General features: G+C 27.7%; 13 protein-coding genes and 1 other RNA gene. 8 read left to right on the top strand and 6 right to left on the bottom strand.

All coding sequences use genetic code 11. From position 1 onward, the window contains the following. The first annotated feature begins 50 nt into the window (after nucleotides 1-50). The 4 genes from Q0733_RS06140 to Q0733_RS06125 all read left to right on the top strand — a co-directional run bounded on the left by Q0733_RS06140 (nucleotide 51) and on the right by Q0733_RS06125 (nucleotide 5,904). Nucleotides 51-494, top strand: coding sequence for a hypothetical protein (locus tag Q0733_RS06140; protein ID WP_298780227.1), 444 nt, complete (start codon nucleotides 51-53; stop codon nucleotides 492-494). Between the two features lie 331 nt (nucleotides 495-825). Next, a complete protein-coding gene (locus tag Q0733_RS06135) occupies nucleotides 826-4,500 on the top strand; it encodes a T9SS type A sorting domain-containing protein (protein WP_298780224.1) in 3,675 nt (1,224 codons plus the stop codon). A gap of 31 nt (nucleotides 4,501-4,531) precedes the next feature. Further along, nucleotides 4,532-4,711 (top strand): hypothetical protein, encoded by a 180-nt coding sequence (locus tag Q0733_RS06130; RefSeq protein ID WP_298780222.1) that lies wholly within the window; start codon nucleotides 4,532-4,534, stop codon nucleotides 4,709-4,711. 113 nt (nucleotides 4,712-4,824) lie between these two features. Then, nucleotides 4,825-5,904, top strand: coding sequence for a nucleotidyltransferase family protein (locus Q0733_RS06125; protein WP_298780219.1), 1,080 nt, complete (start codon nucleotides 4,825-4,827; stop codon nucleotides 5,902-5,904). Between the two features lie 14 nt (nucleotides 5,905-5,918). On the opposite strand, the gene Q0733_RS06120 is transcribed toward Q0733_RS06125, so the two are convergent. Next, a complete protein-coding gene (locus tag Q0733_RS06120) occupies nucleotides 5,919-6,938 on the bottom strand; it encodes a M28 family peptidase (protein ID WP_298780216.1) in 1,020 nt (339 codons plus the stop codon). Nucleotides 6,939-7,006: 68 nt separating this feature from the next. Here Q0733_RS06120 and kdsA point away from each other — a divergent pair, with 68 nt between their 5' ends. Continuing rightward, nucleotides 7,007-7,825 (top strand): 3-deoxy-8-phosphooctulonate synthase, encoded by an 819-nt coding sequence (kdsA, locus tag Q0733_RS06115; RefSeq protein WP_298780213.1) that lies wholly within the window; start codon nucleotides 7,007-7,009, stop codon nucleotides 7,823-7,825. A 41-nt stretch (nucleotides 7,826-7,866) separates the two neighbouring features. Next, on the top strand, nucleotides 7,867-8,826 hold the full coding sequence (locus Q0733_RS06110) for a transglutaminase domain-containing protein (protein WP_298780210.1): 960 nt from the start codon (nucleotides 7,867-7,869) through the stop codon (nucleotides 8,824-8,826). Here Q0733_RS06110 and Q0733_RS06105 read toward each other — a convergent pair whose 3' ends face one another. Then, a complete protein-coding gene (locus Q0733_RS06105; RefSeq protein ID WP_298780208.1) occupies nucleotides 8,827-9,198 on the bottom strand; it encodes a DUF1801 domain-containing protein in 372 nt (123 codons plus the stop codon). A 54-nt stretch (nucleotides 9,199-9,252) separates the two neighbouring features. On the opposite strand from Q0733_RS06105, the gene Q0733_RS06100 reads away from it, so the two are divergent. After that, nucleotides 9,253-9,816, top strand: coding sequence for a hypothetical protein (locus Q0733_RS06100; RefSeq protein WP_298780205.1), 564 nt, complete (start codon nucleotides 9,253-9,255; stop codon nucleotides 9,814-9,816). A 5-nt stretch (nucleotides 9,817-9,821) separates the two neighbouring features. Here Q0733_RS06100 and Q0733_RS06095 read toward each other — a convergent pair whose 3' ends face one another. Both Q0733_RS06095 and Q0733_RS06090 read right to left on the bottom strand, forming a co-directional pair. Continuing rightward, on the bottom strand, nucleotides 9,822-10,058 hold the full coding sequence (locus Q0733_RS06095; RefSeq protein ID WP_298780203.1) for a DUF3820 family protein: 237 nt from the start codon (nucleotides 10,056-10,058) through the stop codon (nucleotides 9,822-9,824). Further along, the gene (locus Q0733_RS06090; protein ID WP_298780201.1) at nucleotides 10,045-11,250 is read right to left on the bottom strand and encodes an NAD(P)-dependent oxidoreductase; all 1,206 of its coding nucleotides are present in this window, start codon (nucleotides 11,248-11,250) and stop codon (nucleotides 10,045-10,047) included. Before Q0733_RS06090 ends, Q0733_RS06095 begins: the two co-directional genes overlap by 14 nt. 175 nt (nucleotides 11,251-11,425) lie before the next feature. On the opposite strand from Q0733_RS06090, the gene ssrA reads away from it, so the two are divergent. Further along, nucleotides 11,426-11,819: a transfer-messenger RNA gene (gene ssrA / locus Q0733_RS06085) on the top strand. Between the two features lie 620 nt (nucleotides 11,820-12,439). On the opposite strand, the gene Q0733_RS06080 is transcribed toward ssrA, so the two are convergent. Together Q0733_RS06080 and Q0733_RS06075 are read right to left on the bottom strand one after the other, a co-directional pair. Then, nucleotides 12,440-13,255: a 2OG-Fe(II) oxygenase gene (locus Q0733_RS06080; RefSeq protein ID WP_298780199.1), complete on the bottom strand. Its 816-nt coding sequence runs from the start codon at nucleotides 13,253-13,255 to the stop codon at nucleotides 12,440-12,442. Continuing rightward, a complete protein-coding gene (locus tag Q0733_RS06075; protein WP_298780543.1) occupies nucleotides 13,248-13,970 on the bottom strand; it encodes a glycosyltransferase family 2 protein in 723 nt (240 codons plus the stop codon). Before Q0733_RS06075 ends, Q0733_RS06080 begins: the two co-directional genes overlap by 8 nt. Nucleotides 13,971-13,991 lie beyond the last annotated feature (21 nt).

The following is a 13,991-nucleotide window of genomic DNA, read 5'->3' as shown; positions in this document are numbered from 1 at the left end:
AGTATTGTTTACTTAAATTTGTAGCAATTTAAAACTTTATAAATACAATCATGAAAAAAGTATTCTTTGTTTTTGGATTATTATCAGCCATTTTTACAGTTAATGCCCAAGACATTTCTGATCATGCAATTGGTTTACGTTTTGGAACTGGAAATGGTGTTGGAGCTGAAATTTCTTACCAAAAAGCTCTAAAAAGCAATAATCGATTAGAAATTGATTTAGGTTTAGCTAATGAATTTAGTAATTTTAAAGCTACTGGTTTATATGAATGGGTTTGGGCTTTAGAAGAACAATTTAATTGGTACGCCGGCTTAGGGAGTGGAATTATTGCTGAGGATGGAATTGGGATATATGGAGCAGCAATTATTGGCATTGAGTACAACTTTAATTCACCTATTTTGTTATCATTAGACTATAAACCAGAAATAGGTGTTGTGGGTGATTTAAGTGGCTTAACCTCTAATTTTGCTATTTCAGTAAAATACCAATTTTAAAAACACTTTTTTTACTTAACAAAAAATAAAATAGTTAAGTTTTTTTTGTTAATAGTTTTTTTTACATATATTTATCACATATTTAAGTTTAACCCCCAAAATTTATATTATGAAATATTTTACTATTTCTTTAAGATCACTTCTTTCAAATCTTTATTTACACCTTTTTAAATTTCATAACATTTATTCCTAGAACTAGTATACTTTTTAACTAGTTACGTTATAATTTTATCAAAAAATTAGCTCAAAGTAAAACTACTTTGCTAATATTTTAGAGGTACTCTATTACAAGAAAATCAAAAAAATTAATTAATATTTAAATTAAATTATTATGAATTCCCCCAAACTTTTACTTATTGTTATTTTTAATATAATAACATTTACTTTACACGCTCATACAGAGTTTATGGGTGTGTTTGAATCTAAAAACACTTTTTTAAATTTTAACAATTCCTTTTTTAATGAGTCAAATCATTCTAATAAATTTAAAAATAAAGTACCTTTAAGTATTATAGATAATGACCCTTGTACAGATGGTGCAATTGTTGGTACTGTTACTGCTAATGATCCTGATGCTGATGGAATAAACAATATATGCGATTTAGATGACGATAATGATGGTATACTAGATGAAGATGAACTTTGTACTGACGCAGTTTCTAACTTTCCAAGCCCAGAAAAAGGATATTTATTTCAAGGAAACCCAACTAATGTATACCTAGTAGATATTGCTACAGGTATTTCTACACTACACCAATCTCTTAGTTATTATATAAATGGCGCAGCTATTAACGAAGCAGATGGTTTAATTTGGGCAGTAGAAAAAGTTAATAACTTTATAGTATTAATTGATCCTAGTACATTTAATATTATTGAAACATTAACAATTCATGCACCTTCAGTTGCAGCTGCTTATGATCCTGTAAAAAAACAATTTGTAACTTTTAATAAAGATATAATTCAAGTTATTGATGGAAACCCGAACTCACCAACATACAAAACTCAGGTTGCTAGTTTTCCTGGAAATGGAAAAGGTATTGTTGATTTAGGGTATAATACATCAGATGGTGGGTTTTATGGTATACCTACTGGTTCAAATAAACTTTACAAAATTGATACTGTTAACGAGAACGTAACTCTAATAGGTGAAATAGTTGATTTACCTAATGGTACTTATGGAGCAATATATACTACTTTAGAAGGCAAATTTTACATGAGTAATAATACTACTGGAGTAATTTATGAAATGGAATTAAAAAAGGCATTAGCAGCAACAGTATTTTCAAATGGACCTGCAGCCTCACAAAATGATGGTGCTAAAGTTATTAATGTAGATATAAATGGCAATCTAATATGTTTAGATACTGATAATGATGGAATTTCAAACTCATTAGATTTAGATTCAGATGGAGATGGTTTTACTGATGTTGAAGAGTCTGGCGGAATTGATACAGATAAAGATGGTGATTTAGATGGTAATGGTATCGATACAAACGGAAAAGTTACTGGTAGTACTGGTGGTTACGCTGGTAATATAGGTACAACAACTTATGCACATCAAATGTCTATTATTACACCTCCAACAGACCAAACAACAGTTTCTGGTGAATCAGTTTCTTTTTCAGTAGTTGGTAGAGCAGATATGGCAACTAATTATGCCAATGGTATACCTCTTTATGATAGCCCTGGCAATGCAACCGATAGAATAATATATCAATGGTATTTAGGAGACCCAGATAATGGAGGTACTATTTTAACAGATTCTGGAGTATATACTGGCACAAATTCAGCTACACTTAATATTAGTTCTGCTGATGGTTTATTTGGTAATGATTTTTATGTTAAACTAACTCATTTAGATAATATTTTTTTAGCAGATACTGCTCATGCATCTTTAATTGGAGATCCTTGTGACCCTCAGGCTTCAGGAAACCCTGATATAGATCTAAATGGAGTTTCAGATATATGTCAAAGTTTAATTATTAGTCAATATGTAGAGTCTAATTCTGGTACAGGACCAAAAGGAATAGAAATTTTTAATCTATCTCCTGGAGATTTTGACTTTTCTGAAACTAATATTTACATAAATGTAGCTACAGAAGGTAATCCTAATAATTATACAAACGAATTAGTTCTTAATTCTGGCATACTTCCAAGTGGAGAAGTAATCGTTATTGGTTCATCAGAAGTACAAGATTATTTAAACGGTAAAGGATTAACTTATATAACTTTTATTCAACATGATTTTACTTTTGATGGAGATGATACAGTTATTATATCTGAATCTGCTACAAATGGTGGTACAGACTATGATATGATTGGCGAACTAACTGCTACAGATCCTGGTGATAATTGGTCTGGTAACGGTGTTCAAACAAGCAATAGCAATATTAGTGTTATAGATTTTTATAACGATAATCAATTTGTAACAGGTGGTAGTAGTACGGGTTGGTCTGATCCAAGTTTAAGGTATGTACTAACAAGTAATGACCCAGCAGGAGAATATGGTTTAGCTGGTTTTGGTGAAGCTCCAATAAGAAATGTTTGGTTGGGTACTGTTAGCGACAATTTTCACACTACATCTAACTGGAAAGATACTACGCACGCCAACCTATCTAATGACAATGTTTTAATACCTACAGCAGGTGTTACATATTACCCTAGAGCTTATGAAGATATTAATTTGAAATCAATAAAACTTTTGTCTGGTGCACAATTAAAACCTTTAGCATTTGCTTCTAGTAGAGTTATGTATGAACAAGAAATACTAACCTCAAACTGGTACTTAATAGGTTCTCCACTTACAGGACATAGTTTTACTAATGATTATATATCTTTTCATAATATTCCAACTGCTGGAACCGACAGAGCATTCGGAACTTATGAAACTACTGATGATACCTGGAGTTATTTACAATCTAATATAGAAATGAACACCTCATCAGGTGTTGGATATCAGGTTAAAAAAAGCGCAGCTGGTATATTAACATTTACAGGTTTTATTAATGATAATGATGTTAATACAACAGTAGCAAATAATGGTCAAGCTTATAATTTAATTTCCAACCCATATACTTCAAATATAAATTCATATAACTTTTTAATAGATAATATAGCAAGGTTAGAGATTCAGGTAATTTGGTTATGGAATCAAGAAGAGGCTAATTATGAATCTCATATTGTTCAAGAACAATTTATAATTACTCCAACTCAAGGTTTCTTTGTAAAAGTTAAAAGTAATTTTGCCACTAACCTTGTATTTAATAAAGGCATACAATGTGTTGTTTGTGAAGGTGATTTTCAAAAAGTTGAAAACTCTGAAATTTTATTAAAAATGACTGATGGTGATAAAAATAGAATTGCAAAAATTTTCTATAATGAGAATGCTACAGCCACTTATGATGAAGGCTTGGAAGGAGAAACATTTGGTGGTGGTAATTATCAAAACCCATTAGATATTTATACACATTTATTAAGCGATAGTTCTGGAGTAAAATATCAAATACAATCTTTACCAAACTCTGATTATGAGAATATGATTGTGCCAGTTGGGGTAACTGCAGCTGCTGGAAAAGAAATTACAATTAAGGCAGAAATAAACAATTTACCATCAGACATTAAGGTTACTTTAGAAGATAGAGAAAACAACACCTTTACAGAACTTAATGATAATAGTTTCAAAATTACTTTAGACAAAGCAGTAAATGGAATAGGTCGTTTTTATTTGCATACAACTTCTAAAAGTATTTTAAATGTTGACAATATTGATGCTACATCTAACTTTATAAACATCTATAATACATCAAATAACAACCTAACTGTTGAAGGTTTAAATGAAAGTGCTAATATTAGATTATATTCTATTCAAGGAAAAGAAATTTTTGATACTAAAATAAATTCAAATGGATTAAGTTCAATTCAGTTACCAAAACTATCTAGGGGAGTTTATATTGTAAGTTTAAAAAATGAAACAGTACAATTATCAAAAAAAATAATTATCAAATAGATCTATAAAATAATCATTATAAAATATTATCATGAAAAACTCAAAACAAAAACCAGAAGAAATAACAAGAAAAGAAGCATTAAAAAAACTTGGAAAGTATGGTAAATATGCTGCTTTAACCGCTTTAGGAACTTATATCGTATTAAACCCTAAAAAAGTACAAGCTTTTAGTGGTATACCAGCACAACCAGGAGATAACTGGGGAGATTAATAATTTATTTAAAAAAGCACCTATAAACTTTAGGTGCTTTTTTTGTAAAAATGTTAAAATAATTATAGATTTAAACAATAAAACAATCAAAAATGTTTCTATATTGTTGAGCAATGAATTATAAGGAAACACTTTTTTTTATAGCTAAATGTTTAACTGTAAACTATGAAAAAACCAATCTTAAGATTGTAAAAAATCAATTAAAAAACAACAGTGTAAATTGGGATTCTGTTGTTAAAGTCAGCACAAATCATTTTGTTTTCCCTGCTTTATATTGCAATCTTAAAAAAGCAAACTTACTTAGTTTTTTACCTTCTGATTTAGTTGAATATATGCAACATATAACACAGTTAAATCGCGAAAGAAATCTAGAAATTATAAAACAAGTTGAAGAACTAAACATATACTTACAAAAAAACAACATTACTCCTATTTTTTTAAAAGGCGTAGGTTTTATTTTTCAAGACATTTATGATGATATTGCAGAAAGGATGATTGCAGATATTGATTTTGTTATCTCTAAAGATTCTTATTTAAAAACAATTTCGTTAGTTAAAAGTTTTGGTTATTCTAAATTAAATAAACACGCACAGCACTCACCATTATTTAAACATTACCCAAGATTACAAAAAGAGGGATGCTCTGCTGCTGTTGAAATTCATAAAGAAATACTCATAGATAAATTTTCTAAAGAATTTAACTATGAGGTAGTTAAAAATAAATGCATAAAATCAAATAATATTACTGTTTTAAGCTATGATAATCAATTATCCTTATCAATACTTGCAAATCAAATAAATGATGATGGATTTTATTATAAAAATTTAACATTGAAACATGCTTATGATGTTTATTTACTCTCAAAAAAAACTAATGCAAAAAAAGCATTTGAACAATTTAACGAATTAAAATACCCATTAAATTGTTTTTTAGCTAGCAGCTATCAAGTATTTAATAATATTGAATCTTTAGCTTTTGATACTACGATGAATACTAAAAAATATTTAAAAGACTTTAACACCTATTTAATTAATCACAAAAAAAGGATTAAAGATTATAAAAAAATAAAACTAAAATTATCTCTTATTAGAAAAAAAGATTTCATATTCAAAGTTATTTTTCAACAAGAATATAGAAATTGGTATGTAAATAATTTTCTTATAAAGTTAAAACTAAAAAGAATAAAAGGTTAAATTTTATTCTAAATCTATTTTTTACCTTCTTTAATCGCAACTCTTGTTGGCGTATCATCTCCATTAATAATACTTTCTGTACCTTTTGCAACAGCTTGTATGGTTTGAGTAATTATAGTCATATTTAATGTTTTTGCTTCATCTGTAACTTTATGATAATCTTTATCAATATCAATTGCAGTAGTTGAAAACGTATGAGATGGTACACCTAATTTTGCTAAAGAAGCATTGTCTGATCTAAAAAATAAATTAAATTTTTTATATGGATCTGGGTGTAATTGATAACCCGAACCTACTAAATTTTTTTGAACTATTTTACCAAAATCAGAACGCTCAAAACCTGTTAACCAAGCTGTATTTGGACCAAAACTGGGTGTTTTACCAATCATTTCTAAATTGATACCTGCAACAAATTTACTTGCATCAATCCCTTTTCCAAAGTGTTTAGAACCCAATAAACCCATTTCTTCAGCAGTAAAAGCCGCAAAAACGATTGTTCTTTCATTACCCACTTTTTTAAAATATTCTGCTAAAATTAAAACACCAGCTACACCAGATGCATCATCATTTGCTCCATTAAAAATCAAATCTCCTTCTCCATCTTTTTTCATACCTAAATGATCATAATGTGCAGAGACAATCACTATTTCGTTCTTCTTACTTTTTCCTTCTAACACCCCAATAATATTGGATGTGGTTATATCTTCACCCGACCTTCTACTTTTAAATGTAAATGTTTGTCTATAGTTCTCTAAATCTCCAAAAGTTGATAAACCTATTTTTGCAAACTCATTTTCTATATATTTTGCAGCCTTTTCTATACCTGCTGTTCCAGTTCCACGGCCTTCCATTTCATCAGAAGCTAATGTGTACAAGTGTTTTTTAACTGTTACAGAATCAATAAAAAAGTTTTTTAATACCACTTTCTCAGGTAAAACATCTTTTGTTTCTACATTTGTTGATGTTGTTTTTTTTGTACTATCACAAGAGATAATAGTAATTAATATTGATAAAATAAATAATATATTTTTCATTTTTATTTGAGTTTTAAAGGATAAATATAGCTAAATTAATTTCGTATTTTTGATAAAAATTTTAAATCATGATTTTATCTGAAATTCCAAACATAAAACACACCAATTCTAATAATTTTTTCTTGCTTTGCGGTCCCTGTGCAATAGAAAGTGAAGAAATGGCTTTAAGAATTGCTGAAAAAGTAATAAAAATTACAGATAAATTAGAAATACCTTATATTTTTAAAGGTAGTTTTAAAAAAGCCAACAGAAGTAGAATAGATAGTTTTACTGGCATTGGAGATGAAAAAGCATTACAAATTTTACAAAAGGTTTCTCAAACTTTTAATGTACCAACAGTTACTGATATTCACGAAGTTTCTGATGCAGCTAAAGCAGCAGAGTATGTAGATGTTTTACAAATACCTGCGTTTTTAGTTCGTCAAACAGATTTGGTAGTTGCCGCTGCAAAAACAGGAAAGGTTGTAAATTTAAAAAAAGGGCAATTTATGAGTCCAGCAGCCATGAAACACGCAGTACAAAAAGTTAAAGATGTTGGTTCTAATAAAGCTTGGATTACTGATAGAGGAACCATGTTTGGCTATCAAGATATGATTGTAGATTTTAGAGGGATTCCTGAAATGCGTGAATTTGCACCTACAATTTTAGATGTTACACATTCACTTCAACAACCAAATCAAACCGAAGGAGTTACAGGTGGAAGGCCTGAAATGATTGAAACTATTGCTAGAGCCGGAATTGTAAATAATGTAGATGGTTTATTTATTGAAACTCATTTTGACCCTGCAAATGCTAAAAGCGATGGTGCAAATATGTTGCATTTAGATAATTTAGAAAAACTATTAACCAATTTAGTAGCTATCAGAAAAACCATAAATAATTTGTAGGCACAATTTTTGGTTGATAAAGTTGTTTAACTTTTTATATAATGAAACAACTATACATTCTCTTTTTACTTATATCATTTACTGTTACATCCCAAGATTTTTCAAAAATAGATTCGGTTATAAAAAAATACCCAAAATTTATTAATGTGGAAAATTTAGCTTCCAAAATTAATACTGATTTTTCTACAGATGAAGAAAAAGCTAAAGCCGCTTTTTATTGGCTCACACAAAATATTCGATATAATTTAAAAGAATTTTATAATCCTAAGCAAAGAAGTTATAAATTTAATTATTCTTCGGAAGATGAAAAAGAACAAAAGTTACAAGCTTTAAAAGACAAATTAGTTGTTGAAACTTTTAGGAACAGAACAGGAGTTTGTGAAGAATACGCACAATCATTTAAAAAATTATGTGATTTATTAAACATAAAATCTGAAGTAATTACAGGAAATGTTAGATTAAATGCTAATGAAATTGGAAAAATAAAAACCAATCCAAACCATGCTTGGAATGCCGTTTTTATTAATGAAAAGTGGGTGATTTTAGATGCTACTTGGGCAGCAGGTTATAAATTTAATAATAAATGGATACGAAAATTTAATAACTATTTTTATGATATTCCTACAAATAAAATTTTTAAAACTCATCTTCCTAATGATTCTATTTGGGTTTTAAGATTTGGCAGAATTAGTAAAGAAGATTTTTACAATCAACCAATTTATACCAATACTTTTTTAGCATTAAATGCAGAATTAATTTCACCAAAACAAGGAATTATCGATATAGATTCTGAAAAAAATATTGAATTAAAATTTAAAAATTTAGATTCGACTTTAGATGTTTTTTATGCCATGAAAAACATGAAATATATACAAAGACCAATAATTACATCAAAAAATAATATAACAACTCTAACTATTAAAAACTTAAAAGTTGATACTGAATTAATTTTATTTATTAATAAAAAAGATGCTTTACATTTTAAAATACAAATAGAATAATTAACTTCTCTTATAAAACCCTTTGTCTTTTAATTGATGTGCTTCTTCTAAAACCGTTAATAATATTTCTTCATTAATATCATCAATAGACTTGTATCGTAAAGATTTTACAACTTTTCTATTTTCAGAAATTAAGAACTCATTGTATTTTGTAAGGTGTGTTGAAACCCAAAATGCTACATCAACATAACCTTTCTTTTTTGATGGATTTAAATAACAAAATGGCTTATTATTTAAATAATAAAAAGGAATTTTCCATTTAAATTGTAAATCTACCTCAGGAAAAGTTCTTTCAATTAAAATTTGCAAATGCATTAAAATTGATTTAAAAGGCTCTGGTTGATTTAAAATGTATTCTTCTGCTGGTTTCATTTCATAAAAGATTTGAGCATCATTTTTTGTATATTTATCGAAAGTTATTAATTTATGAATAAACAAGATAATTTTTTGGTAAACTTTTCTTTAAAGGGATATTCTAGCATTCAAATTGGGCTGTATCTTTTAATTGCAGCTTATGTAATTAAAAGTATGTTAGATGGTTTTTTGATAGACGATAATCCAATGGGAATGATGTCTGCCCAAATTATTGAAGTTTTAGGTTTTGTTGTTATTTTTTTGACATTCTTTTTTTCATCTCTAGCCTTATTTTTTAAAGGAAGAAGAAAAGCAAAAAAACAAAATTACTTGCTCTGGAATTCAAAAACTAAGAAACGTTTTTGGCTATATCTACTTAATTTTTCTATTCTATTTTTTGTTCTTGTTTTTTTGTCAAACACAAGTTATACAAACTACATAACACCTACTTTTTTGCTTATTTACGGTTTGTTTTTATCTCTTTTAGAAAAGAAAAAAGACAAAACATTATATGTTTTATCTGGAGTTACTTTTTTACTAGCTATTCTTGTTTTCTTTATTCCAAACTACTGGTATTCTTCTATATATATTTTAGGAGTTGCACATATTACTTATGGTATTGTAGTAAAAGAATAAATATTCTAAGTAAAATCACGTTTAATCTTCCTAATAACATCTTCTAATCCATTTAATTGAAGCTCGTAAACTAGTTCCATTTGTTTACCTAATTTTCCATTTGGAAAACCTTTTGTTTTATACCAAACAATATAATACTCAGGTAAATCAATTAAAAATCTACCTTTATACTTACCAAAAGGCATTTTCATTTTTGCTAAATCAATTAAAAACTGTTGATTTTGTAGGTTATTCATTTCCATCTACAAAAGCTTGTAAGTACGAAAAACGCTCTGTTAACTTTCCTTTTTCAGTCATCTTAGCACGCTCTAAAACTCCATCTTTATCTCCATCAAAAAAAGCTGGAATAACATTTTTAAGAAACATTTCGCCAAAGCCTTCACTAGCGTCTTGTGGTAATTCACAAGGCAAATTATCTACAGCCATTACAACAATTGCATTATCATTATTGTAATCTACTTCTGTTTCAGTTTTCGGATCATATCCATAAATAGGGTCTGCAATAGTAGATGCTCTTAAAGTTGATGCTACAGGCCCATCAACATCACAAGAAATATCTGCTACAAATTTAATTTTAAAATCTACAGATTTAGCATCTTCTCTTGTAAATAAATAAGGAGCTCCATTTCCAAAAAAATGACCTGCAATAAAAAAATCAGTTACTTTTGCTAAACGCATAAAATCAGACTCGTAATTTTGTGGGTTGTTATAAAAATCATTATTATCAATCACTTGCCCGTCTTTTCGTTTGTTATAATCTAAAACATCAGCCAAACAATATACCGTTTCATCAAAACTTTTTGAAACAAAATCATCAACAGAAACTTTTTTAATACCCATACCATCTAACATTTCTTTAGCACCGTACGCAACCTTACCATTACCTGTCAATAAAATTTTAATGTTTTTAAACTTAATTTTTCTTAATTCAGATATTAATTCTTGTTGATTTTCTAAAGTTTCTACTTTAGGTAAATTGTAAGTTTTGTTCTTTAACCCCATAGCTCTGAAACCATTGTAAGCACCAACAATACCGGCAAATCTACCAAAACCAATTAACCTTGCTCCATCTTCTTTGATGATTGTTTCATGATCATACAGCTCTATATTTTTATCTAAAATTGCCAAAAGCAATTTTCTATTATACGGCTGTTTTTTAACTGTATGGCTAAAGAAAAAATACTTTTTATTTGGAATTAAATAATCAACTGGCACTTCTTTTACACCTAACAAAACATCACAGTCAGTTAAATCATTTGTAACCTCTATACCTAATTCTTTATATGATTCATCAGAAAAAACACGAATATCAGAGTTTTCTACTTTGATTTCTGCTGATGGAAATTGATTTTTAAATTCAATTATTTTTTTTGGCGAAAAAACAACTCTTTTATCTGGTGGATTTTTACGCTCCTTTATAATGCCAAATTTCATAATATGTAAGTTTTTATAAGTGGAAAAAAACTGAAATAAATTCAGCTTTAACTTTTAAAGTGTTAATGGTATAATATTTGCTCGAAGATATTAGAATTTAAAGAGATTAGCAACTGTATTTTTTATACTTTTGCATTTCGTATTTCTATTTTAAGAAATATATCTTTGACATTTTGGGGACGACTGGTTTTGACAGCAAGGACAGTAAATTTGTAAGCATATCGAGTTATGAAATAACACTCGTAAAACCTAATTTCAACTTTTTAAACGGCGAAGATAACTACGCTTTAGCTGCATAATCTGAATTATAGTAAGATTAGCCTAGGCACACAAGGTGTGCAAGCTTTATGTCCACGAAAAGCCTTGGTTTATGGCGTTTCATTTTTGGGCATCGTAAAAATAAACATAGAAAAATTAGTACTTCGATAATTTTTTGAAACTAAAGAAGATAAGTTAAAAGTGGGTTGTTTTTGATCAGCTTTTAATCGAAAACCGAACAAAAACTAAGTATGTAGAAAGCTTTTTGGCTGCTTGTTTGGACCCGAGTTCGATTCTCGGCGTCTCCACTTTATTGAAAGAATCCTTTTAAATTTAACATTTAAAAGGATTCTTTTTATTATAATCTAAAATGTATTCTTATTTTTTTTTTAATAAATTAGAAACAAAATGATTTAAAAAAATTTTTAACAAATTTTGAAAGGTAATTGATTACTAAAGTTAGTAAAACAAAAAATATTATTATTAAAAAACCGTCTTTTAAAGTTTTTGCTTCATTTAAAGTCATTAAGTATTTTCCAAGTTCATAAATTGAAAAAAAACTTACTAAAAAAAGAATAATTTGTGTTAGAGGTTTTTTGAACATAATAATTAATTTTATAGGGTATTTATTTTAATTACAATGTAAATATATGTTCTTAAAAAGGTATACTTTAAAATTAATCGATGAAGGTCTATTTAATTTCGATGATTGGTATAAAAACATTGTTTATCAAAAAAAACAACTAACTAACTAACTAACTAACTAACTAACACATAAAAAACTGAATAATAAAACATTGTATTAATTCACTTTTTATTTCGATTAAGATTTCACATAATTATCTGCTAAAATAATTTATAAACAGAAAACCTTAATCTATTTAGTCAAAAACATATGATTACTATATATTTTTCAAAAAAATTACAATAACTATTTTTTGTAATGATGCGGATTTTCTCTAATTCCTTTTTTAAAAATTTTACGAACAGCATTTCTTAAACCATTATCAATTCTTAAAAAAACATCTTTTATTTTTTGAGAAGGTCTTCCTCTAAAAGTAGTAATATGAAAATTATCATCTTGTAAAAGCGGTTGTTCAGAAAAATAATAATTGGATACACAACATCTTACATTATCAGTTAAAACTTTATTTACAGAATGCCAAGATTTTTGATGCGTAGCCATAACAACCAACCTATTAAAACTACTTTCTATAACTACTGGGTCTTTTTTTATACCATTTGGCCAAAGCTCTAAATTACCACCATTTTCTTTTCCCCAATTAGGAGTTACATAATACAGTAAGTTTAAAACCCTCCATAATTTCATGTCTTTATCATGAGAATTGTCTAAATGCGGACTCAAAAAATTACTTTTTGCCATTAAAGACAAACCACCTGCATATAGATTAGAATCTGGTAAAATTGTACTAAAATTGCAAATTTCAGAAATAATTACAACTACTTCTGGTTCTTGAAATGCATAAATAACTTCTTCTAACAAAGAATCATACTTATCCATTTGATACGCAATATACTTATATTCTCTTAGGTCTTTTTTCTTTTTAGTTTCTGATAATTTAGGAAATTTTTTAAAAATTTTGTTTGCTAATTCTGTAGGTAATAAATCATCAACATAAAAAAAACCAATATCATTTTTTCTCTTTAAATAAAGCTGTTTTAAAACCGATTTTTCTTTAGTTAGTTTTTCAACAATTAATACTGCTATTTCCTCTCTGCTAATCATTTACAATTTTTCTTGACATATACTTGCTAAATGCAATAATATAAAATATTGGCGCATAGAATACTGAACTCAGTGATTTTTTTAGACTTATTTCTTCTCTGTAAACATTCCAATTACCAGATTTAGAAACTCCGTCAGAATTACATTTTGCGATTGTAAAATCAATTAGTTTGCATTTTTCTTTATTTTTATACAACTGAAGATTGAACCAATAATCTGACAATGTTTTGTATTTTAAATTGTAATTATAATCTAAAAACAGTTCCTTTTTATAAAAAGTTCCTTGATGATGTAATCCATTTCTAAACCACATAGAAAATGACCAAAAGGGATTTTTAATCATTTTATTTTTACTGTATATAAAAGGTTTTTTAACCCCAGCATAAATTATTTTCCCAGCAATCAATCGTGATAGCTCAATATTTGATTTCTCAAAAACAGCAGATAAAATGTTTTCATTAAACAATACATCTCCAGAACCTAAAAAATACAACCACTCACCTTTTGACAAAGAAATTCCTTTATTCATAGCATCATAAATTCCGTTATCTTTTTCTGATTGATAAAAAAAAGGCGCATCTAATCCTTTCAAAAAATCTTGACTTTCTTTATTTGAACAGCCATCAATAATCCAAACTTCAACATCTTTAAAAGTTTGTTTTTTTATGCTATCAATGGTTTTTTGCAATCCTTTTAGATTGTTAAAAACCGGAATTACTATGGATATTTTAGGGTT

It is taken from the genome of uncultured Polaribacter sp., assembly GCF_947500975.1.
In the GTDB taxonomy this organism is placed as follows: domain Bacteria; phylum Bacteroidota; class Bacteroidia; order Flavobacteriales; family Flavobacteriaceae; genus Polaribacter.
Note: the sequence above shows the minus strand (reverse complement) of the source record. Positions and strands in the feature narration are given on the sequence as shown.